This is a genomic window from Streptomyces sp. NPDC026522 (assembly GCF_055567555.1).
Genome location: NZ_JBVHQF010000006.1, coordinates 122,576 through 143,850, shown reverse-complemented (window position 1 = coordinate 143,850; position 21,275 = coordinate 122,576). Strand labels below are relative to the sequence as shown.

The 21,275-nt window shown below is 72.0% G+C and carries 13 protein-coding genes and 1 pseudogene; 8 read left to right on the top strand and 6 right to left on the bottom strand.

Annotated elements, in window-relative coordinates:
* Positions 1-32 precede the first annotated feature (32 nt).
* Together ACZ4M3_RS17125 and ACZ4M3_RS17120 are read left to right on the top strand one after the other, a co-directional pair.
* The gene (locus ACZ4M3_RS17125; protein WP_467734027.1) at positions 33-215 is read left to right on the top strand and encodes a hypothetical protein; all 183 of its coding nucleotides are present in this window, start codon (positions 33-35) and stop codon (positions 213-215) included.
* Positions 212-817: a DUF6262 family protein gene (locus ACZ4M3_RS17120; RefSeq protein WP_467733342.1), complete on the top strand. Its 606-nt coding sequence runs from the start codon at positions 212-214 to the stop codon at positions 815-817. The genes ACZ4M3_RS17125 and ACZ4M3_RS17120 overlap by 4 nt, the downstream gene beginning before the upstream one ends.
* On the opposite strand, the gene ACZ4M3_RS17115 is transcribed toward ACZ4M3_RS17120, so the two are convergent.
* Positions 814-1,920, bottom strand: coding sequence for a hypothetical protein (locus ACZ4M3_RS17115; protein WP_467734009.1), 1,107 nt, complete (start codon positions 1,918-1,920; stop codon positions 814-816). The genes ACZ4M3_RS17120 and ACZ4M3_RS17115 overlap by 4 nt on opposite strands.
* Positions 1,921-3,283: 1,363 nt before the next feature.
* Here ACZ4M3_RS17115 and ACZ4M3_RS17110 point away from each other — a divergent pair.
* Positions 3,284-3,595, top strand: coding sequence for a MerR family transcriptional regulator (locus tag ACZ4M3_RS17110; RefSeq protein WP_467733340.1), 312 nt, complete (start codon positions 3,284-3,286; stop codon positions 3,593-3,595).
* Here ACZ4M3_RS17110 and ACZ4M3_RS17105 read toward each other — a convergent pair.
* From ACZ4M3_RS17105 to ACZ4M3_RS17090, 4 genes and pseudogenes are all read right to left on the bottom strand, one after another.
* Positions 3,567-4,718 carry an RNA polymerase sigma factor gene (locus ACZ4M3_RS17105; protein WP_467734007.1) on the bottom strand — a complete coding sequence of 384 codons (1,152 nt, stop codon included), beginning with the start codon at positions 4,716-4,718 and terminating at the stop codon, positions 3,567-3,569. The two genes, ACZ4M3_RS17110 and ACZ4M3_RS17105, sit on opposite strands and share 29 nt — an antisense overlap.
* A 17-nt stretch (positions 4,719-4,735) precedes the next feature.
* A complete protein-coding gene (locus ACZ4M3_RS17100) occupies positions 4,736-5,143 on the bottom strand; it encodes a YciI family protein (protein ID WP_467733338.1) in 408 nt (135 codons plus the stop codon).
* Between the two features lie 133 nt (positions 5,144-5,276).
* Entirely contained in the window at positions 5,277-5,936 is a 660-nt protein-coding gene (locus ACZ4M3_RS17095) for a DEAD/DEAH box helicase family protein (RefSeq protein WP_467733336.1), read from the bottom strand.
* A 73-nt stretch (positions 5,937-6,009) separates the two neighbouring features.
* A pseudogene (locus ACZ4M3_RS17090) lies at positions 6,010-6,883 on the bottom strand (IS5 family transposase).
* 603 nt (positions 6,884-7,486) lie between these two features.
* Here ACZ4M3_RS17090 and ACZ4M3_RS17085 point away from each other — a divergent pair.
* Complete coding sequence (locus ACZ4M3_RS17085; protein WP_467733334.1) at positions 7,487-8,284, top strand: GNAT family N-acetyltransferase; 798 nt, start codon at positions 7,487-7,489, stop codon at positions 8,282-8,284.
* 88 nt (positions 8,285-8,372) lie between these two features.
* Complete coding sequence (gene infA, locus ACZ4M3_RS17080; RefSeq protein ID WP_467734005.1) at positions 8,373-8,570, top strand: translation initiation factor IF-1; 198 nt, start codon at positions 8,373-8,375, stop codon at positions 8,568-8,570.
* Positions 8,571-8,756: 186 nt separating this feature from the next.
* Here the strand turns inward: infA and ACZ4M3_RS17075 are convergent, their stop codons facing one another.
* Positions 8,757-10,094, bottom strand: a complete 1,338-nt coding sequence (locus ACZ4M3_RS17075) for a DUF2252 domain-containing protein (protein WP_467733332.1) — start codon at positions 10,092-10,094, stop codon at positions 8,757-8,759.
* Positions 10,095-10,903: 809 nt separating this feature from the next.
* Between ACZ4M3_RS17075 and ACZ4M3_RS17070 the strand changes: the two genes are divergently transcribed.
* The 3 genes from ACZ4M3_RS17070 to ACZ4M3_RS17060 are packed head-to-tail and all read left to right on the top strand — an operon-like array spanning position 10,904 to position 21,251.
* Positions 10,904-15,946, top strand: coding sequence for an amino acid adenylation domain-containing protein (locus ACZ4M3_RS17070; protein ID WP_467733330.1), 5,043 nt, complete (start codon positions 10,904-10,906; stop codon positions 15,944-15,946).
* On the top strand, positions 15,943-19,776 hold the full coding sequence (locus tag ACZ4M3_RS17065; protein WP_467733328.1) for a type I polyketide synthase: 3,834 nt from the start codon (positions 15,943-15,945) through the stop codon (positions 19,774-19,776). Before ACZ4M3_RS17070 ends, ACZ4M3_RS17065 begins: the two co-directional genes overlap by 4 nt.
* A complete protein-coding gene (locus tag ACZ4M3_RS17060; protein ID WP_467733326.1) occupies positions 19,773-21,251 on the top strand; it encodes an MFS transporter in 1,479 nt (492 codons plus the stop codon). The genes ACZ4M3_RS17065 and ACZ4M3_RS17060 overlap by 4 nt, the downstream gene beginning before the upstream one ends.
* The last annotated feature ends 24 nt before the right edge of the window (positions 21,252-21,275 follow it).

Below are 21,275 nucleotides of genomic sequence, written 5' to 3'. Positions count from 1 at the left end.
CTGACAGCGCGACCGCCGACTTCCTGCACGAGGTGTTCGAGCCGACCGCCCGCGCGATCTCCGGCCTGGAGAAGGCCCTGGACGCCGTCGGCTTGCTGGACGAGGCCCTCACGCTCGACCTCCGCCGGCCGCAAGACTACTTCGGCCGGGTCTGGAGCACCGCCTTCCGCGCCCAGGAACTCGCCCGACACGAAGCGGGGGACGAGGCGGCGTGAAACCGGAATCCACCGCAGCGGCCATCGCTGCACGCCGCCGACAGACTGAGCAGAAACTGGAGCAGGTCACAGCCGCGATCGGCCAGCTCCGTCGTGAACGCACAAGGCTGACGGTCCGAGCCATCGCCCAGCGGGCTGGTGTCTCGGCCACGTTCCTCTACGAGAACAGCGAAGCCCGCGCGCTGGTCCAGCACGCGGTCACCGACAGCCGAAGCCGTCACGACCGCCAGGCCCAGCAGGAGCACGACCACATCGAGGCGACCTGGCGAGAGCCGGCCCTGAACGCCGAAGCCGAGCTGACCCGAGTCCAGAAGGAGGTGCTCACCCAGTGGCAGCAGATTGGCGAACTTATGGGCCGCCTCCGCGACTTCGACCAGATGGTTCCCGGCGAGTCCGTCCAGGCCCTTGTCACCGAGAACATCACCCTCAAGCACCGCGTCCAGCAGCTGACCCGAGAACACCGCACCCTGCAGGAACGACTCGAAGGCGCCCGCTCCAACCTGCGGTTCGCCGACAAGCGAATCGCCGACCTCGAAGCCGAGCTCCTCGAAGCCCTCCTGCCCGACCAGGGGAGCCCACTGACCGCCGGACGATGGTGCTAAAAAAGGCCGGCGGACGTGTACTGCGTGAGGTTCGCAAGGATCTCGCGCAGCCACGGGCTGCGCACGGCTGGCAGCCGGACCAGGGTGTGCTGGAACGTTCCCCGGTCGGCCCGGAACAGGTAATTGGGGCGCGGCGGGAGCGGGTCGTCGCGGAGGACGTCTTGGGGTATGCCGCCCGACGCGGGAACCGGCAAGTACGGCTGGGGGGATACCAACCACAGCCACACCCCCAGCGGCAGCGGCACGGGGTATGCCGATGCAGCCGGGCCGGCTGGGGTCCAGGTCTGACCCGTCTGCGGATGGACCGGTACCAGGAGGATGTCGACGCCCGCGTCGGGGGCGGGCCGTCCCGGTCCGGCCAGGACGGCGCGCCGCTTCGGCGGGCCCGCGGGCAGCAGGGCGTCGAGCGCGCGTTGGAACACGTCCCCCGTCAGACCGCCCGGGACCTTCACCGGTTGCCCTTCGGAGGCCGCCAGTAGGTGGGCGAGCGCCTGGCCAGCTGCCGCCTCCCATTGCGGACTCCATGACCAGTAGTGGCTCGACCCGAGCCGTCCGCCCCACGTGGCAATTGGCTCGAACGGGGGCGTGCTGTTCCCCTTCTGCGTCAGTTCCTCCCAGGAGAGCGGCGCAGCGTCGACACCGTCAAGGAGGACGCGGTACACGGCGTCTGAGCTGAGCCGCACTGCCTGCCACAGCGAGCAGTCGTCGATCCTGGTCGCCACAGGCAGGCCGCACGCCACGCAGGCCAAGTTGGGGCCGTCGGCCCCGTCGAGGCCACAGCAAGCACCGCCGCGCTGCTCGGGGATCAGCCAGGTTCCGCGGATATCACCGGGCGCGATGACAATCGCGTCGGGCGCGCTGTCGGACAGGGCGTAAACCGGTGCGTAGATGCCGCGTGCCTCCGCCTCGCCCGGATCGACCTCGTCCCACATCCGCCACGGTCGTCCCCAGGGGGCCGGGTCCACGGCGAACGTCCCCGACTCCAGGAGCACCGGAAGCTGGACCCCGTTCCCGTAACTCTGACGGGCGTGGGCCGGAAGGGCGACCTGGGACAACGGGACGGTCAGCTCGGCATCGCACCTCGTACAGACGAAAACGATCAAAGGCCCTCCGGATAAGAAACAGCCGTATCCTCGCACCTCGGCGGCAGCCAGCCAACGCGTTTTCGTCTCCATCACGGGGCCAGGACAGCCAACGCCCTACTACTCTCCCCGACGTCGATCGTGCACACGCCACGCTCACCGTCGGCGCCGACGAGGTGCCGTTCCGGGCGCTGGTGTGGGGGGTCCGCCCGCGGCCTTCAAGACCCTTGGCGCATGGGCCCCGCAACTACGCCATCGGAACTGGTGGCGCTCTGGCGTGCACCGTCGTGTACAACTCTCCCATTGCTAAGACGTACGTGACGCGTCAGCGAAGCTAGCGGACGTCCCGGTCGATCGAGAGGTCGGTAAAAGCGACTTCGACCACCTGGTACGGCTGGGCTGGGTCACCAGCGCCCAACCGGTGCGGGTCGAGTTCGGTGCGGCACGGGGTGGCACGGTACGGATCCCGCTCTACCGGAGCGCGGATGTCGACCGGATCCCCACCGACCACCCGGAGGTGGACTGGCCGGCCGTGCGGGCCGTAGGCAAACGCCGCCGCTCCCCGTTCGCCGACCTGGCGGGGCCCCACCCCCGCCTGCCCCTGACGCGCCCCGTGATCCCCGGGGAGCTCGGTGAGCCGTGTCTAGTCTCCGGGCAGGCCGGCCGGTGTCTGCTCCGTTCGTACCAGGCCCGATGGCGGTCCGCCGGCCGGTGGACGGCGGTGGCCAAGGCGTCGGCCGCGCCGTCATGCGCCCCTCGCTGTTCGAGTCCGATTACCTCCCTGTCGAACACGCAAAAATCTGCGTTGGTCGGAGTAGACATTGGACCGTGCCGTGGTTATGGTTTCTCTCGTAACGGGAAGTCAGAAGGGCCTGGCAGAGACGCAACTGCCGGGCAGCAGTACCGCAGTGGAGTCAGTGAGCAGTACCCCTGGTGAAGGCGTCGGCTGCGGGCGCGCGCACCGGGAAGTCCGGCAGTGGGGTTCTGAGCCAGAGCAGACGCAGGATGGGCGACGGGGCTGGCTGCCGGAGGAGTGGCGCTGTCACAGGCCACTGAGCAGTGCGCATCACCAGCAGTAGGCAGTTCCGGTAGGTAAGTAGTTGATCAAGAGGGAAGAACGGAGGAACGAGCGCCATCAGGATCGCCCGGGCGTACGCGTTGAGCCCGGGTACCGCAGGACATCGATAGTGAGGTGGTCTCCGGTCAAGCAACCGCGATCCCCGCACCTCCGGCAGCAGCACGGTCGGGCAGGCGGAAACAGTGAGCCGGCGCAGTATCAGGGCCGGCAGATGGTGTAGCAGTTCCTTCGGGGCCCTGGTGCCGTACGGCACCAGGGCCCCTCCACGCATTCCAAAGGCATTGGCATTCCACGCAGAAGGTGAAAGTGACAGCAGACGCCTCGTTCGACCGTCTCGAAGACGACGACTACCCCGCCTACACCATGGGCCGCGCCGCCGAAATCCTCGGCACCACCCAGGGCTTCCTCCGCGCCATCGGCGAAGCGCGCCTCATCACCCCGCTCCGCTCCCCGGGCGGACACCGCCGCTACTCCCGCTACCAGCTGCGCATCGCCGCCCGCGCCCGTGAGCTCGTCGACCACGGCACCCCCATCGAGGCCGCCTGCCGCATCGTCATCCTCGAAGACCAACTCGAAGAAGCCCAGCGCATCAACGCCGAATACCTCGGCGGGCGTTGAGCCGGGCGGCCTGGCGTGTCAGGTGGTCGCGCTCGGCGAGGTCGGGTGCTTTGCGGGCCGCCTCGGCGTAGAGCCGGGCCGCCGTCGCCAGGTCGCCGTCGCGTTCGTGGAGGTACGCCGCCACCGCGCTGTGGCGGGGCAGAGAAGCGTCCAGCTCCGCGAGTGCCGCCAGGCCGGCGCGCGGTCCCTCGGCTTGACCGACGGCCACCGCACGGTTGAGCCGGACGACCGGGCTGTCGGTCAGGCGCGCCAGCTCGTCGTACCACTCGAGGATCTGGACCCAGTCGGTCGCCTCGGCGGTGGGCGCGTCGGCGTGGAGGGCCGCAATGGCGGCCTGGGCCTGGAACTCGCCCAGCAGGTCGCGGGCGAGGGCTGCCTGGAGGATGGCGACGCCCTCGGCGATCATGGCCGTGTCCCACCGGCTGCGGTCCTGCTCGGCGAGCGGTACCAGGCTGCCGTCCGGTGTGGTCCGGGCGGCGCGCCGGGCGTGGTGGAGCAGCATCAGGGCGAGCAGCCCCGCCACCTCGGGGTGGTCGATGGCGGCCGCGAGTTTCCGGGTGAGCCGGATGGCTTCGGCGGCGAGGTCGACATCGCCGGAGTAGCCCTCGTTGAAGACCAGGTACAGGACGCGCAGCACGGTGGCGACATCGCCGGGCCGGTCGAGGCGCACACCGGCCACGGTGCGCTTGGCCCGGCTGATCCGCTGCGCCATGGTCGCCTCGGGCACCAGGTAGGCCCGGGCGATCTGGCGGGTGGTCAGCCCGCCGACGGCGCGCAGCGTGAGCGCGACCGCGGAGGACGGCGTCAGCAACGGGTGGGCGCACAGGAAGTACAACTGGAGCGTGTCATCCACCGCGGGCGCGGGTCCGGGCGCCGGTTCCTCGTCGAGGCGGTCCTCACGCCGGCGGCGGGCGGTGTCCGCCCGGGTCGCGTCGAGGAACTTGCGCCAGGCGACGGTGACCAGCCAGCCCTTGGGGTCCCGCGGCTGACCGGCCGGCCAGCCGCGCAGTGCCTCGACCAGCGCGTCCTGCACCGCGTCCTCGGCCGCCGCGAAGTCGGCTCCGCGGCGGACGAGGACGGCGAGCACGTGCGGGGTGAGGTTCCGGAGCAGGGCTTCGTCCATCGGAGTCACCTGCCTGGTCACTCCGTGATGGTGGGATGGCAGCCCAGGAACGGACGCAGTTCGAGCCATTCGTGGATCGGCTTTCCACCCGCTCCGGGGGCGGCCGACAGTTCCCCGGCCAGTTCGAGGGCGCGCGCATAGCTGTCGACGTCGATCACCATCCAGCCGGCGATGAGGTCCTTGGTCTCGGCGAAGGGGCCGTCCGTGACCGGCGGGCGCCCTTCGCCGTCGTAGCGGACGAAGGTCCCCTCGGGGGCGAGCGCCTGGCTGTCGACGAACTCGCCGGTCTTCTCGAGGCGGGCCGCGAAGTCGTTCATGTACTGCATGTGGGCCGAGATCTCCTCCGGCGTCCACTGATCCATCGGCACGTCGTTGACCGGAGCCGGAGCGCCGCGGTAGTGCTTGAGCAGCAAGTACTTGGCCATCGTGACTCTCCTCGGTACTGGTGCGGCCCATTCTGGCCGCTCTCAGTACGGGGACGGAGCCGGTCACTGGTTCTCGACATCACCGCCCGACTTTTTCCCGCGGAAGGCCCCTAGGGCCTGTTGCGAAAGTGGATCAAGAGGTGGCGTCGGCCTCGGAGGTTGTCTGATCTGGCCAGCCTCGTGACAGTGCGAGGCGGCCGGATCGGAGGGCCTCACGCTGTCCGGCGATCCATTGCGTGACCTGGTCTGCGGAGTCCGTGATGGGCTGGTCCGTGGTGTCGATCAGGTGGGTGGACCATCGCCGGTCGTCGGCCGTCCACTCGGTCCAGTGTTGCCAGGCCATCTCCGGCCAGCTGTCGTTGATGATGACGTCGGGCCGGAATCGGGGGTCCCGCGCGTGCTTGCGGTGCCAGTCGGCCCATCCTAGAAAGGCGTCGACCGCCGGCGGGTCCCACCGGCCGGGGTCGCGGTGGGTGAGTCTCCGGCGCCGGATCTCGTCGGAGACATCGACCAGGCATACCGCGATGCCGTCCAGCAGCGGTGCCGAAGGCACCGCCAGGACTTCCCCGAGCGGGGACTGGCCGGTCAGCAGGAGATCGAGTCCGTGGTCCTGGTACTCCAGCGCGCGACGCACCCACATCTCGGTCATGCGGTTGCGCCATTGACGGTCGGCGCCTTCCGGCACGCCGAGTTCGTCGAAGTCGTGCACGACGGCCTTCTCAAGTCGTTCGCCCACGGCGTTGGCGAGCGTGGTCTTGCCCGAGCAGCTGGAGCCGGTCAGTTGGAGCAGCATCGTGCCAGGGTGTCAGGTGAGGCGGATCCTCCCCAACGTGCTTTCCGGGTGCTTTCTGCCGCAGACCGGCTGGTCAGAGCCATTCGTTGATGGCTGCGATCAGCACGGTCGCTTCGTAGCGGACGGCGAGTTCCTCGTACCTGGTGGCGACGGCGCGGTGGCGCTTGAGGCGGTTGATGCCGCACTCGACCGCATGCCGCTGTTCGTAGTCGTCCTTGTCGAACTTCGGCGGTCTGCCGCCTCGCGAGCCGCGCTTCAGCCGGTCACGGACCCGGTCCGCCGGGATCGGGATGGTGGCCTTGATCCCGCGTCTGCGCAGGTAGGAGCGGTTGCTGCGGGAGTCGTACGCCTTGTCGGCCCGGACCCGGTCCGGCCGGTTGCGCGGCCTGCCAAGCCCGATCCGGGGCACCCGGATCGCCTCCGGGACCGGCTCGAACTGCGGGGAATCACCCCGCTGCCCAGCGGTGATCACCACGGACAGCGGCTTCTGTCCCTGCTCGACTGCCAGGTGGATCTTGCGGGTCAGCCCGCCGCGGGAACGCCCGACGCCGTGGTCGGCCGGCTCGACCGCGATGCCGCCGGGCGGCTCCTTCTGGAGGTCCCCCTTTTCGCCGCGCCTGCGGCGTGCTGGTGGGCACGGCACACGGTGGAGTCGACGTTAACCTCACAGGTGATCAGGCCCTTCGCGTCGGCCTCGGCCTGGAGCCGGGTGAGGATCCGGGCCCAGGTCCCGTCCCGCTGCCAGCGACGGAACAGGTCGTAGACCCGGTCCCACGGCCCGTAACGCTCGGGCACGTCACGCCACGGGCGCCGGTCCGGGTCCGCCACCGTATGCCGTCTATCAGCTGCCGCCGCGTCCACACCTGCGGACGACCCGGCTTGATGCCCGTCGGCAGCAACGGCTCAAGCCGGGCCCACTGGCCGTTCGTCAGATCCCCACGTCCCACGACAGGTGATCATCACCGAACAAGATCCACTTTCGCAACAGGCCCTAGCCAGTGCTGACCAGGGCGTCGTGCATGGGTGATGTGCCGTCGGTGACGAAGGTGCGGATCGCGCTGTCGATGCTCCCGTCCCCGTTCGCGTCCCGCCCCAGCTGCTTCGCTGGGGCCGGCGCGGCGAGTGCGCGTGGCGCCCGCCTCTGGGTTCGGGGGTGGGCGCTGAGGGGCGGGTGGGCCGCTGGGCTTCGCCGCGTGTGGGGGTGTCAGTGGTTGACCGGCCCCAGGGCACGGCCCCCGCCCCGACCGGGCGGAAGCGCCGCGGGGCCGCCCGCACGTTGGCGATCACTGCTCCGCACTTGCGGTCGGCGGTCGGATGCGGGTCGAAGGAGACGTGGTGGGTGTCCTCGGTGGCGGGTGTCCGGTGAAAATGGCTTGGGCCGGACGCCGACCGCTTGGTAGCGTGCGGATCACCGTGACAGGCCGCTAGGAGGTGAGACCCGTGAACGTTGTTCTCAAGTGGGTGCTCCCCCTTTCCCGCACGGTGCGCGAGTGACATAGGTGTCCTCGGGAGTGCCTCCACCGACAAGGCACTCCTGAAAGGCCATCATCATGAACACATCGCATTTCACTTCGGGAGCCGGAGAGCGCCCGATAACGATCATCCAGGTCGCGAAGACGCAGTGGCTCGCCGTCGAGGACGACCGCGAGGTCGGTCGCGGCGACGCCGTGTGCAGGTTCGACGGGCGGATGTTCGTCAGCATCGACGCGTGGCAGGGCGCGGTCTTCGACCGGCTCGCCGCTGCGATGGCGGCGGACCTGCCGATGCCGCTGTACGCGGTCGTCGACGAGACCGACCGCGAGACCAGGGCCGGTTGGGAGCGGGCCGGTTTCACCGTAGGCCGCCGTGAGCGCGAGTACGCCGTGCCCACCGACCCGTCGGCGACCGGGCTCGGCACGGTGCGACCGCCGTCGGCCGTGACGATCGTGCCCGCCGGCGGGGCACTGGAGGGCCCGCTGCGCGTACTGGACCGGGCGATTCGCGACGAGGTCGAGGCCACGGTCGGCTGGCGGACGATGCCGGCCGAGGTGCTGCCCCGTCCGGCCGGGGTCACGATCGTGGACCCGTCGAAGTACGCGGTGGCGGAACTGTCCGGCCGCTACGTGGGGCTGATCCGGGTGGCGCCGGTACCCCGCAGGCCGCGGATCGGGCTGATCGCGGTGCTGGCCGATGCGCAGCGCCGCGGGATCGCGCGGGCGTTGCTGTCTCACGCGTTGGGTTCACTGCACCGCTCCGCGGCCGAAACCGCATGGGCGGAGGTGGACGAATCCAATGCCGCGGCCGTAGCGCTCTTCGAGGGCGTCGGCGCCAGGTGCACGGGCGGGAACCTGGAGATGGTGCGCCGGTGAGGCGCCGCCACATCTCAGCGAGTTCCAGCTTTCACGTCAACGACTTCAAGGAATGAGTGATTTGCCGAAGACATCGGGCGGTCTCGAAATGGAGGGGACCGTTGTCGAATGCATGCGCAACGCCACCTTCACGGTGGAGCTGCCGAACGGGCACGAGGTGCTCGCGCACATCAGCGGGAAGATCCGGAAGAACCACATCAGGATCCTCCCCTACGACCGGGTGCTCGTGGAGCTGAGCCCCTACGACCTCACCCGGGGCCGGATCCTCTACCGGTACCGGACCTGAGCGTGAACACTCGGCCTCGGCACGGCGCGCGTCGCTCTGACACCGGTGAGCGCCGTGGCGGTCCCACGGCTGTGGCCGCGGGCCGGCGTGGTCGATCTCCGGGCTGAGCCCGGCATCCGGCGGCGGCCCTTCGGGGTTCCTGACCGAAGGGCCGCCAGCTCTCGCTCACCGCCCCGGGGCTGCCCGTCAGATGCCGGGGGTGGCGGTGATGCCGCCGGCGGAGACGGCAGCGGTGAGCGCGGCGTGGTCGCAGACGGTCTGGTCGGCGTAGCGCAGTGCGAAGTCGGCGACGGCCCGGTCGAAGGTGTCGGCCTTGCCGAGGTACCCGGCGATCGCGATGCGGTCACCGGAGCGGGCGTGGGCGCGGGCCAGGGCGGTGCCGCACAGTGCGGCGTACCGGCGGAGCAGGGACGGGTTCATGGTCTCGACCGCCGCCGATCCCTTCATGTCGCGCAGCTGGCGGCAGTAGTAGTGGCGCCCCTCAGGTCCGGTCGTCCACCCCAGGAAGATGTCGCCGGTGGCCTGCATCAGCCGCTGCCCGGCGACCACCCGGTGGCCGTGGTGATCGTGGCCACCGGCGGGGAGGTGGGCCTCCAGTACCGACGGCACGGCCTCCTTGAGCTGGAGGAAGAGCGGGTCCCGCTCGTCCCGGCCGGTCAGGAGGACGATGTAGCAGCGCGTGCCCACGCTTCCCACTCCGACTACCTTCCGGGCGGCGTCGACGAACCGGTAGCGGTCCAGCAGGATGCGACGCTCTTCGGGGAGGGTGGCGCGGTACTGGCTGAAGATCGCACCGACGGCCCGGATCGCGCGTTCGTCGACCGCCTCCAGCAGCGGGGGGTCGTGCATGATGAGCCGACGGCCGTCCTGGATCGCGGTGAGCTTGTCGAGTGCCTGCAGGCTGGTGCGCGCCCGGGCACGTGCCAAGTTCGCCTCGGCCCGTCCACGTCGCTTGCCGCGGAGCACGGAGGGGACGGCGTAGGGGTCGATCCGCTGGTACCAGACGGCGAGCTCCCCCTGCTCGGCCAGCTGCCGCATGGCACGCCGGTAGGCCGCTACCGCGGCGCGGGCGGCCCGCCACGCGCGTTCGTCGCCGTGACCGAGGTCGCGGGCGGCCACCGCGACGCTGGCGGCGAGCCGCTTGACGTCCCATTCGAACGGGCCGGCCAGGGTCTCGTCGAAGTCGTTGAGGTCGAACAGCAAGGCCCGTTCGGGCGAGGCGAAGACGCCGAAGTTCAGCAGGTGCGCGTCCCCGCACAGCTGGACGGTCAGACCGGTGTTCGCTGCGGCGGCGAGGTCCGCGGCCATGACGGCGGCGGCGCCGCGCAGGAAGGTGAACGGGGAGACCGCCATCCGCCCGTAGCGGATCGGCAGCAGCTCGGCCACGCGGTCGGCGGCCTGCCGCTCCAGTACCCACAGGGGATCGGTCCGGTCTTCGGCGGGCGCCCACCGCCCGTGGGAGGCCCGAGAGACCCGCTTGCGCACCGCGCGCCCCATCCGTGCGCGCTCGGCTGGACTGGTCATGGTCCACTCCTCGTCTCTCCGCACCCGGTGGCTGGACGACGGACGGGACCGCGTATCGAGCGCAAGGCCTCTTCCTTCACGGCTCTCCAGCCTGGCAGTGGAACAGCAGGCACGGTCAATTGTGACGGCATATGTCAAAACGGGCCACCTCCCGTGGGCGGCCGAGGGCTGGTACGAGAACGGCGTCCCGGTTGGGGGAGGAGGCCGGGGTCGGTCGCGCACACGCACTTCGGCCGTAATCGTGGGCAGTTGCACCTTTGCCGCCCGGTAAGCGACACGGTGTCGAGGTATCAAGAGGGCGGAATGAGCCAGTGGGCCGACAGGATCACACTTTCCGCCGGAGCTGCACCGGGTTGCCGTCGGGGCAGGTCAGAGGCGGGGCGAAAGGACTGCCGGATCAGTCAATTCCGGCCAGAGTGGCTGGACGGTTCTTGAATCGGGGGAGGCGGGATCCTAGCGTCGTGGAGCCACCTGATCTTGTAAAGGGTCTCCGGGAGGAGGTGGCATGGGAAGGGCGGTCGAGGTGTCCGCCAGTGTGGTCCGCGCAATGTGTGGTTGCCGCGGCAAGGGATAGTGCGCTTCCTGGGCCCCAGGCCCGCCGTCGGGCCCCGCCCGTGCGGGAGTTTCGAGGAGAGTCGGTCCGACGCGACCGTTCCTCGTTCGTCGTCCCCGGTCCGCCTCGAATTCCTCTGCCATCGAGGTCCGGCTTTTCCCATCCGGCTGGTCCGGTCCCGCGCGCCGGGGCCGGGCCCCCGTTCGCCACGTGCGGTGTCGCCGTACGCGCACGTCTTGGAAGGTGGAAGATTGTCATGGAAGGGCTGAGTGATGGGCCCGAGGGCCCGGTCGTGATCGAGGAGGCCGGGCTCCCCGAGGTCTTCGAGAAGCAGGTCGGACAGACCCCCGGAGCGGTCGCGGTCGAGTACGGGCGGCACGGCGAGGAGCGGCTTTCCTACGCGGAGCTGAACGAGCGCGCCGAGCAGCTGGCGCATTGGCTGATTGCCGCGGGGGCCCGCCCCGGCGGTCGGGTGGGCGTTTTGATGGAGCGGTCCGCCGCTGTGGTGGTGACCCTGCTCGCCGTCGCGAAGACGGGTGCGGCGTACGTCCCGCTCGATGTGCGGTCGCCCGGGGCGCGGCTGTCCGCGATGGCGGACGGCACCGACTGCGTGCTCCTCGTGGTGGACGGGAGCACCTCGGAGCACCCCGTGACGGCGGGGCGGCCCACGCTGCGGGTCACCGAGGACGGTGGGGTCGAGGACGCGGACCGCTGGGCCCCCGGCTCCCGTGCACCGATGACCGGCGCCCCGACGGCCGACGATCTCTTGTACGTGATGCACACGTCGGGTTCCACCGGCGTTCCCAAGGGCGTACGGGTCACCCACCGCAACGTGCTCGCCCTCGCCCGCGACCGGGTGTGGCGTGGCGGCGCCCACGAGCGGGTGCTGTTCCACTCGCCGCACGCCTTCGACGCCTCCACCTACGAGCTGTGGGTGCCCCTCTTGTCGGGCGGCCGCGTCGTGGTGACGCCCGAGGAGATCAACGCACCGCTGCTGCGGCGCCTCCTGGGTGACGGCCGGGTCACCGCGCTGTGGCTCACCGCGGGCCTGTTCGGGGCGCTCGCCGCCGGCGACCCGGGCTGTCTGGCGGGCGCCCGCGAGGTGTGGGTGGGGGGTGACGTGGTCCCGCCGCACGCGGTGAGGCGCGTCGTCGCGGCGTGTCCCGATGTCACCCTCTACAACGGCTACGGGCCCACCGAGACCACCACCTTCGCCACCCGGCACCGCATCCACCCCGGCCCGCCGGTGGACGGCGACGTCCCCATCGGCCGGCCGATGGACTTCACCCGCGTGCATGTCCTGGACGAGGAACTACGGCCCGTGCCCGACGGCGGGACCGGCCAGTTGTACGTGGCCGGGGCGCACGTCGCCGCCGGTTACGACGGCGACGAGGAGCTGACCCGGGCGCGGTTCCGGCCCGACCCGTACGGCACCGCCGGTGAGCGGATGTACGCCACCGGTGACCTCGTCCGCCGGGACGCGGCCGGTGAGTTGCGGTACGTCGGCCGCCTCGACCGGCAGGTCAAGGTCAACGGCTTCCGCATCGAGCCCGGCGAGACCGAGGCGGCGCTCGTGCGGCACCCCGCGGTCGCCCAGGCGGCGGTCGTCGTCGACAAGGACGGCGACGGCGGCGCCAGGATGACCGCCTACGTCGTCATGAACCAAAGCGGCGCGAGCGCCGACGCCGCGTCCCTGCGGGGTGCTCTGCGCCGGGATCTTCCCGCCTACCTCGTCCCCGACGCGGTGGTGGTTGTGTCACGGTTCCCGCTCACCTCCAACGGCAAGATCGACCGGGCCCGGCTCGCGGCCGGCTCCGGCGTGCCCGCCTTGGTCGAACGCTGGGTGCGCTCCCGGCCGGACGAAGCCGCCGTACAGGACCCGGTGAACGGCGTCTGCCTCACGTACGCACAGCTGTGGCGGCGATCGGGCCGGCTCGCCGCGGCGCTCGCGCAGCGCGGCGTGGGACGCGGTGACATCGTGGCCGTCGACCTGCCCCGCTCCGCCGACCTCGTCGTGGCATTCCTCGGCATCGCCCGCTCCGGCGCCGCCTATCTGCCGCTGGATCTCCAGGCGCCGTCCGAGCGGGTGGCGGACCTGCTCGCCGAGTCGGGTGCCGTCGCAGCGGTGGCGGGCGAGCACACGCGCGTACCCTCTTCGACTCCCGTGCTGAGGCCGGACGGTGCGGTGACGGAGGGACCGGCCGGCGGACCGGTGGACGGGCCGGCGCCGGTCGGTGCGACGCCGTCGGACGAGGACGCGCTCTACGTCACGTACACCTCCGGTTCGACCGGGCGGCCCAAGGGCGTCGTCGTGCCGCACCGCGCGGTCGTGCGCCTGGTGGAGGGTGCCGAATACTGCCCGATCGAGCCGGGGGACCGGGTGGCGGGTACCTGCAACCCGGCCTTCGACGTGACGACCTGCGAGGTGTGGTCCACACTCTGTGCGGGCGGCACCGTCGTGCCGCTGCCCACCGTTACCGATCTCGCCCTTGACGAGTGGGTCGCGCTCGTGCGCGAACAGGACGTGGCCGTGATGTTCTTGACGACCTCGCTCTTCCACACCGCTGCCGCGGAGCTGCCCCACGCCTTCGCCGGCCTGCGTACCCTCGTCGTCGGTGGCGAGCAGCTCGACCTGGCAGCAGCGCGTCGCGTGCTTGCCGCAGGCGGACCCGGGCGCCTGGTGAACGGGTACGGGCCGACCGAGGCGACGGCGTTCGCCACGTGGTTCCTGTGCACCGAGGAAAGCCTCGCCGGACGGGAACGGATACCGATCGGCCGACCGCTCCAGCGCACCACCGCGTACGTCCTGGACGACGAGCTGGCCCCCGTGCCGGTCGGCGAGCCCGGCGAACTGTGTCTCGGTGGGCCGGGAGTGGCACTCGGTTACCTGCACCGCGAGGAGCTGACCGCCGAACGGTTCGTCACCGACCCCACGACCGGTGAACGCCTCTACCGCACCGGGGACTCGGTACGTCTGCTGCCGGACGGTGAGCTGGAGATGCTGGGGCGGCGCGACCGGCAGGTCAAGCTGCGCGGCTTCCGCGTCGAACTGGAGGAGGTGGAGCGCGCCGCCGTCGCCACCGGTCTCGTAGCGGCGGCCTTCGTGGAAAAGACCGACGACAGCAACCTCGCGGGCTGTGTCCTGGCCGCCGGCGCCGGGACCGCTCCGGCCGACCTGTCCGCCGCCTTGTCCGCGCGCCTGGCCGAACGGCTGCCCGGCTATATGGTCCCCTCCCGCTGGCTGGTGCTCGATCAGCTGCCGATCGGCTCGACCGGCAAGGCCGACCGGGCCCGGATGCTCGAACTCCTCACCCGACCGACGGCCCCCGCGGCTGGGGCCGAGGCAGCGGAGGATCTGCGCACCCCGACCGAGCGGATCCTCGCCGAGATGTGGTCCCAGCTCCTGGAGACGCCCGTGACCTCGCGGGACGCCTCGTTCTGGGACCTCGGCGGCCACTCGCTGCGCGGTGTCACACTGACCGCGCGCATCCGTGAACGCCTCGGCGCCCGGCTGCGACTGCGTGACCTGTTCCGCCTCCCGGTCCTCGCCGATCTGGCGGCGCACATCGACGCACAGACGGAGCCCGAGGGCCGGTGCCCGGCCGCCACGGTCGCGGCCCCCGAGGAGAGCAAGGCAACCGCGTTCCAGGAGCAGATCTGGCTCGCCGAAACCCTCGGCCCGCAACCCGGGCTCTACAACGTACCGTTCGCCTGGCGCGTCGACGGGCACCTCGACGCGGACCGGCTGGCCGACTGCCTGGAGCGCGTGGTGGCCCGGCACGAGTCGTTGCGCACCACGTTCGCACGGCGCCCCGACGGGCTGCGCCAGTTGATCGGCGGGCCCTGGCGGCCCGAGGTGCGTGCGGAACGGGCAGTCGACCAGCAGCAGCTCGCCGGGCTGCTGCGCGCCGCCGCCGACCACACCTTCGACCTCGCGGCCGGACCGCTGCTGCGCGCCGGGCTGATCGACCGACCGGAGGGAGGCCAGGTCCTCACCTTGACGGTCCACCACATCGTTTTCGATGCCGCGTCGTTGCCCGTGTTCCTCGATGATCTCCGGCGGGAGTACGGGGGAGGGACCGCGGTTGCGGGGCCGCAGTTCCGGGAGCTGGCCGCCGTCACGGAGCGGACCGACGCCGAGGCGCTCGCGCGCTGGACCGAACGGTTGCGCGGGGCGCCGAGCCGCTCGGGCCTGAGCGCCCCCACGGCGCCCGAGCCGCACGGCACGGTGCTGCTGGACCTGCCCGACGGGCTGCTGCACCGGATGCGTCCACTCCAGGACCGCCTGGGCATGTCGTGGTTCATGGTGGCCTCCGCCGCCCTCGCCGCGCTGCTGCACAGCATCACCGGCGACACCGACCTGACGTTCGGCTTCCCGGTTGACACCCGCGAGGGCGACGCCTTCGCCCGGGTGGTCGGCCCGTGCCTCAATACCGTCGTCGTCCGCTCTCGCTGTGGCGCGGGCACGACGGTCGCCGAGCTGCTCGAAGAGGTACGCGACGGCGTACTCGACGCGCTGGAGGACCACCACGTCCCGTTCGGCAGCGTCGTGGAGGCCCTCGCCCCGCCACGTACCGCGGGCGCGACCCCGTACCTCGACGTGGTGCTCGCCCCGCAGACGCGCTCGGCGACCCCGCCACGGCTCGGTGACGCCGTACTCCTGCCGCTGGAGGGTGCACAAGGCACGGCGGCCCTCGGCAAGTTCACCCTCACCGTCGGGCTGACCGTCACCGGCGAGCGGCTGAGCGGGGAGTTCGTGTACCGGGGCGACCGTCTCCCGGCGGGAACCGTCCGGGAGCTGGCGCGGCTCTACCCAGCTTTCCTGGCCGCGTTCGCGCAGAGCGGTTCGCGCACGGTGGTGGAACTCGCGGCGTCACTCGGCGCCACCGCCATGCCCGGTGCCACGGCGGCGCCCGGGGGCGCGGCGGGCGCGAGCAGCACCGCACCACCGGCTCCGTACGCTCCCGTCGACCCGGGCACCGAGCGCCGGGTGGCCGGGATCTGGGCCGCCGTCCTCGGGCTCGGCCAGTCCCGGGCGCCCAGCACCGACGCGAACTTCTTCGACCTCGGCGGTACTTCACTGAAGCTGGTCACCCTGCACGCCGAGCTGTGCCGTGCGTTCGGCGTCGAACTCCCCGTCCAGCGTCTCTTCGAGTGCACCACCGTGGGCGCCATGGCGCGCCTCGTCGGACGCCCGGAGGAGCAGTCGACCGCCGACCGCCGGGCTTCGAGCGAGCTCGACGCGCGCGTTGCCGCCCGGCGCCGCGGCCGCCGCCCCGGCACGGGAGGACGCGCGTGAACACGCATCCCCTCTCGCATACGGCCCCCGCCCCGTATCCGCACGACGGCGAAACCGCGATCGCCGTGGTCGGCATGGCCTGCCGGTTCCCCGGCTCCCAGGACGTGCGGGGCTTCTGGCGTGCGCTGCGGGCCGGCGCCGAGGGCATCACCCAGTTCAAGCGCGACGACCTCGTGGCCGCGGGCGCCGACCCCGACCTGGTGTGGCACCCCGACTACGTGGCGGCCCGCGGGGTGCTCGACGGGTCACGGCGGTTCGACTGGCGCGCCTTCGGCTACAGCCGGGCCGAGGCCGCCCTGCTCGACCCGCAGCACCGGATCTTCCTGGAGTGTGCCGCCGCCGCGCTCGACGACGCCGCGCTCGACCCGGCCCGCTTCCCCGGCTGGATCGGCGTGTACGCGGGCTCCGAAGGACCGGTCCTGCCGGAGCGGCCCGACGCCGACCCGCTGGCCCAGATGATCGGGCGCCGCCCCGACTTCCTGACCACCCGGGCCGCGTACAAGCTCGGCTTGCGCGGCCCGGCCGTCACCGTGCAGACGGCCTGCTCCACCTCGCTCACGGCCGTCCACACGGCGGTCCAGAGCCTCCTGGCGTACGAGTGCGACGCGGCCCTCGCCGGCGGGGTGTCCCTGACGCCGCAGGGCGAGTGGGGCTACCTGCACCAGGAGGGCGGCATCCTCTCACCGGACGGGCACTGCAGGCCCTTCGACGCCGGCGCGGCCGGCACCGTACCGGGCGAAGGCGTGGGCATCGTCGTCCTCAAGCGCCTCGACGACGCGCTGCGCGACGACGACCGCATCGCCGGTGTGCTGCTCGGCACGGCCCTCAACAACGACGGCAGCGACAAGATCGGCTACACCGCGCCCTCCCTCGCCGGACAGCGCGACGTGATCCTGCTGGCGCAGAAGACGGCCGGTGTCGACCCGGCGGACATCGGCTACGTCGAGGCGCACGGCACCGGCACCAAGATGGGCGACCCGGTCGAACTCCAGGCCCTCACCGACGCGTTCCGCACGACCACCGACGCCGTCGGCAGTTGCTGGGTCGGTGCCGTCAAGAGCAACCTCGGACACACGGGTTCGGCGTCCGGCGTCGCGGGACTCATCAAGACCCTGCTCATGCTGGAGCACGGCGAGCTCGTTCCCACCCTCCACTACGAACGGCCCAACCCACTGCTCGGTCTGGAGCGGACGCCCTTCAAGATCTGTGCGGAGCACGTGCCGTGGCCGCAGCCCGAGGGCCGCCACCGGCTCGCCGCCGTCAGCGCCTTCGGGGTCGGCGGCACCAATGCCCATGTGGTGCTGGCCGGGCCCCCGGTACGGGGCCGCAGGGCCGTCCGGAACGCGGCGCGGCTGCTCGCCGTGTCCGGTACGTCGGCGCAGTCGCGCGACGGCCTGCGGCTGGAGCTGGCGGAGACCTTCGAAGCGATTGCCCCGCCGGAGGGCGGATGCACGGACGGAGCCGGCCGGCAGTCCGCGCGGGACCCGGAGCACGGCGTGGCGGGTGACGCGGCGCCGCGCGACACCGTGGCGCTCGGTGCGGAGCTGCTCGCCCAGACCGCCCGTACGCTCGCCGACCGCCGCCGACTGCCCTGGCGGCAGGCCGTCGTCGCCGAAAGCGCCGAGGACGCGGCGCGGGCCCTGCGCACAGCGGTGCCGTCCGCCCCCGGCGGGTCCCTGGAGCGGGTCGCCTTCCTGCTGCCGGGGCAGGGCACCCTCACCGACGCGGCGGGCGCCGCCGCGTACCGGTTGCTGCCCTCTTTCCGTACGGCCTTCGACACCTGGACCGAGATGGTGCGCGACGTGTGCGGGGTCGACCTCACACCCGTCGTCGACCCTGGGACGGCCCCGGACGGGTGGTTCGAGGACACCGTGCACCAGCAGCTCGGGCTGCTCGCGCTCGGGCACGCCCTCGGCAGCCACCTCATGGGGCTGGGTGTGACCCCCGGCGCCCTGCTCGGCAACAGCATCGGGGAGTACACGGCCGCCGCGCTCGCCGGGGTGTGGACCCCCGAACAGGCCGTCGGCCTGGTGCATTCCCGGGCCTCCGCGATGCGCGACACCGAGCCCGGCAGGATGGCCGCCGTCACGGCGTCCGCCGCCGTGCTCGCGGCGCTCACGGGCACATCGCACCCCGGCGTCGAGATCGCCGTCGCCGGCCCCGGCCGTACCGTCCTGTCCGGGCCGCGCCCGGCCATGGACCAGTTGCTCGACAGCGGCACCCTCGACGGGCTCGACGTACGCCTCCTCGACGTCCACCGGGCATTCCACTCGGCCGCCATGGAGGGTGCGGCCGACGCGCTGCGCGCAGCCGTCGCCGCGGTGCCCGCGCAGCGGCCCGCCCTGCGCGTACTGTCCAACGCGACCGCGTCCTGGGCAGCGCCGGAACGGCTGATGACGCCCGACCACTGGGCCGAGCAACTGCGCGCCACCGTACGCCTGGAGGACTGCCTCGGGGTGCTGCTCGGCGATGGTTTCGACACCTATGTCGAACTGGGCCCCGGTACCTCGATGAGCGGGGCACTGCGCCGGCACCACGAATGGGATCCGACGCACACGACGGTTCCGCTCGTCGGCGGCGACGCCAACCGCGCCGAAGCCACGTTGCTGCGCGGCCTGGGGGTGTTGTGGGAACGGGGCGCCGATGTCGACCTGGTCGAGCTCACGGGCGAACCCCGGCCCAGGCGGAGGTCGTTGCCGGCGCAGCCCTTCGAGCCGGTCGAGCCGGACCAGGAGGCCGGCGGCGGCACACTCGGATCCGCTGCGTCCGGTGCGTCCGCACGGGCGGGCGCGGCCGGGGGCCCGGCCCTCTCCGGGGGCGCGGTGGCTCCGGTGTCCGTGCACCCGACCGGGTCCGACGGCGCCGTACTGCGTCGCGGTGTCGAACAGCTCTGGTGTGCCGCCCTCGGCGTGCCGGCCGCGGCCGACAGCGACGACTTCCTCGCGCTCGGAGGGGAGTCCCTGATGGCCGTGGCCCTGATGGGTGACGTACGAAGGCGCTTCGGGGCCACGCTGACGGTGGCCGACTTCCTCACGGAGCCGACTTTCGGGCGGCTGACCGACCTCGTCGAGCGCGCCGTCGGAGCACCACCGCCTCCAGGGACGGTCCTGCTGCGCCCCGGGGCGGGCCGGCCCGTGTTCCTGGCAGCCGACTCCCTCGACAGCATCGCCGGTTACCGTGACCTGGTCGCGCTGACGGAGACGCTCCGGCCGGTGTACGGCCTGGAGTGCGACCCGCCCGTCGGTACCTCCGTCGAGCGAATCGCCGCCCGGCACGTCGCCGCGCTGCGCAGGGTGCAGCCCGAAGGGCCGTACACGCTGGGCGGCTGGTCGTTCGGAGCGGTCGTCGCGCACGAGGCGGCCCGGCAGCTCACGGACGCGGGCGAGCGCGTGGACGTCCTGCTGTGCCTGGACGGGTACGCACCCGAGTGCAAGGGGCGTTCCGCGGCCACCTCCCCGGTCTTCCTGGCGGCCCAACTGCGCCTGCAGGCCCAAGTGCTGCTCGGCCGGGGCGCCTTCGGGGCGCGACTGCGCCGCGCCCCGCGGCTGCGCCGGGTCTTCCTCTCCCGCATCCGTGCGCTGCTGCGCCACCGGCCACGCCCGGTGCGCTGCCCCGCCGTCGTCCTCAAAGCGGGGGCCGGGCCCGCCGAAGTCGCCCGGGTGCGACGCGCACTCGCCCCGCTCCACCCGCAGGTGGAGGTACGACCGGTGCCGGGCGACCACTGGTCGATGCTGACCGAACCACATGTGCGCGAGGCGGCCGCGGAGCTGGGCGCCGCACTCACCCGCCACGGGCGGTCCGATTCGAGGGAAGGCTGGCAAAACCCGTGACAGATCCCGAGGCGGCGGCCGAACAGCGAACGGCCGTGGCGGGCGAGCAGGTGGCGCCGGCGGCAACCGAGCAGGCGGCGCCGGCGGCAACCGAGCAGGCGGCGCCGGCGGCAACCGAGCAGGCGGCGCCGGCGACAACCGAGCAGGCGGCCCCGGCGGCGACCGAGCAGGCGGCCCCGGCGGCGACCGAGCAGGTCAAGCCGGCGACCGCCGCGCCGGTTCCGCTCATCCGCAACCGTGACTTCCAGGCCCTGTGGATCAGCCGTTTCTTCGCCTCCATCGGCAAGGAGGCCGCCGAGGTCGCCTACCCCCTGCTGATCCTCGCCGTCACCGGCCGGGCCGCCTACGCGGGCGCCATCGGCGCAGTCCAGCTCCTGGTGGCAGGCGCCGCGTCGATCTGGGGCGGCTCGCTCGCCGACCGCGCGGACCGGCGTCGCCTGATGATCCTGTGCGACGGCGCCCGCGCCCTGCTGCTCGTCCTCTTCAGCGTGCTGGTCGCCGCCGACCGGGCGAACGTCGCCCTGGTCTTCGTCCTCGTTGCGTGCTCGGCGCTGTGTCTCGGCCTGTCCGAACCACCCGCGCTGGCCGCGATCAAACAGGTGGTGCCGCCCTCGCAACTCACGAAGGCCACCGCGCAGAACCAGATCCGGCCGCTCGGCGCCACCGTCGCGGGTGCGCCGCTCGGCAGTTCCCTGTTCGGGGTGGCGCGCTCGCTGCCGTTCCTCGGGACCGGCCTGGCCTTCGCCGCCGCGGCCGTCGCCCTGCTCTTCGTACGCAAACCGTTGCAGGCCGCGGACCTCAAGAGCGCAGGAGGCGGGGAGAGCGGCAAGGCGAGAGAGGGATTCCGGTTCATCCTGCACACCCCGGTGCTGCTCGTCTGGATCGTGTGGATCATGGGCTCCAACATGGCGTTCAACCACACCGGTGCCTTCCTGGCGCTGATCGCCACCGGACGGGACCGAGGCGCCTCCGAAGGGTCCATCAGCCTGATGCTCACCATCGCCGGAGCCGGCGGCCTGGTGGGGGCGGCCCTCGCGACCTGGGCCCTCAAGCGGTTCGGCCCTGCCACGCTGTTCCTCGCCGCGGCATGGCTCGGGCCCCTGGCCGCGGTACTGCTCATGACCTTGCCGGGCGTGATCTCGCTGGGCGTCGTGCTCGGCGTGGTCTTCCTGCGCGGCCCGATCGTCAACGCCCTCTTCTTCGCGTACGTCGCCGTACTCGTGCCCGACCGGATGCAGGGCCGGGTGATGGGTGCGGTGACCTTCCTCGCGTACGTCGCACAGCCGCTCGGCATCTTCGCGATCGGCACCCTGTTCGACCTGGGCGGCGCCCGCGTGGTGTTCGTCTTCATGGCCGTCGTCTCCACGCTCGCCGCGCTCCCCACCCTTACCCGGCGGATCCGGCGCCTGCCCGCACCGGAGGAACTGGTTCCCGACCCGCCCGCCACGCAACCCCGGCCCGAACCGGCACCGTGACGTCCGCCCTCACCTCCGTGCGGC

Bases quoted from the DNA above. Each gene is read 5' to 3' on its own strand.
- ACZ4M3_RS17105 (WP_467734007.1), bottom strand. From the start codon at position 4,718: ATGGACGAAGCCCTGCTCCGGAACCTCACCCCGCACGTGCTCGCCGTC.
- ACZ4M3_RS17100 (WP_467733338.1), bottom strand. From the start codon at position 5,143: ATGGCCAAGTACTTGCTGCTCAAGCACTACCGCGGCGCTCCGGCTCCG.
- ACZ4M3_RS17095 (WP_467733336.1), bottom strand. From the start codon at position 5,936: ATGCTGCTCCAACTGACCGGCTCCAGCTGCTCGGGCAAGACCACGCTC.
- ACZ4M3_RS17085 (WP_467733334.1), top strand. From the start codon at position 7,487: ATGAACACATCGCATTTCACTTCGGGAGCCGGAGAGCGCCCGATAACG.
- infA (WP_467734005.1), top strand. From the start codon at position 8,373: ATGGAGGGGACCGTTGTCGAATGCATGCGCAACGCCACCTTCACGGTG.
- ACZ4M3_RS17075 (WP_467733332.1), bottom strand. From the start codon at position 10,094: ATGACCAGTCCAGCCGAGCGCGCACGGATGGGGCGCGCGGTGCGCAAG.
- ACZ4M3_RS17070 (WP_467733330.1), top strand. From the start codon at position 10,904: ATGGAAGGGCTGAGTGATGGGCCCGAGGGCCCGGTCGTGATCGAGGAG.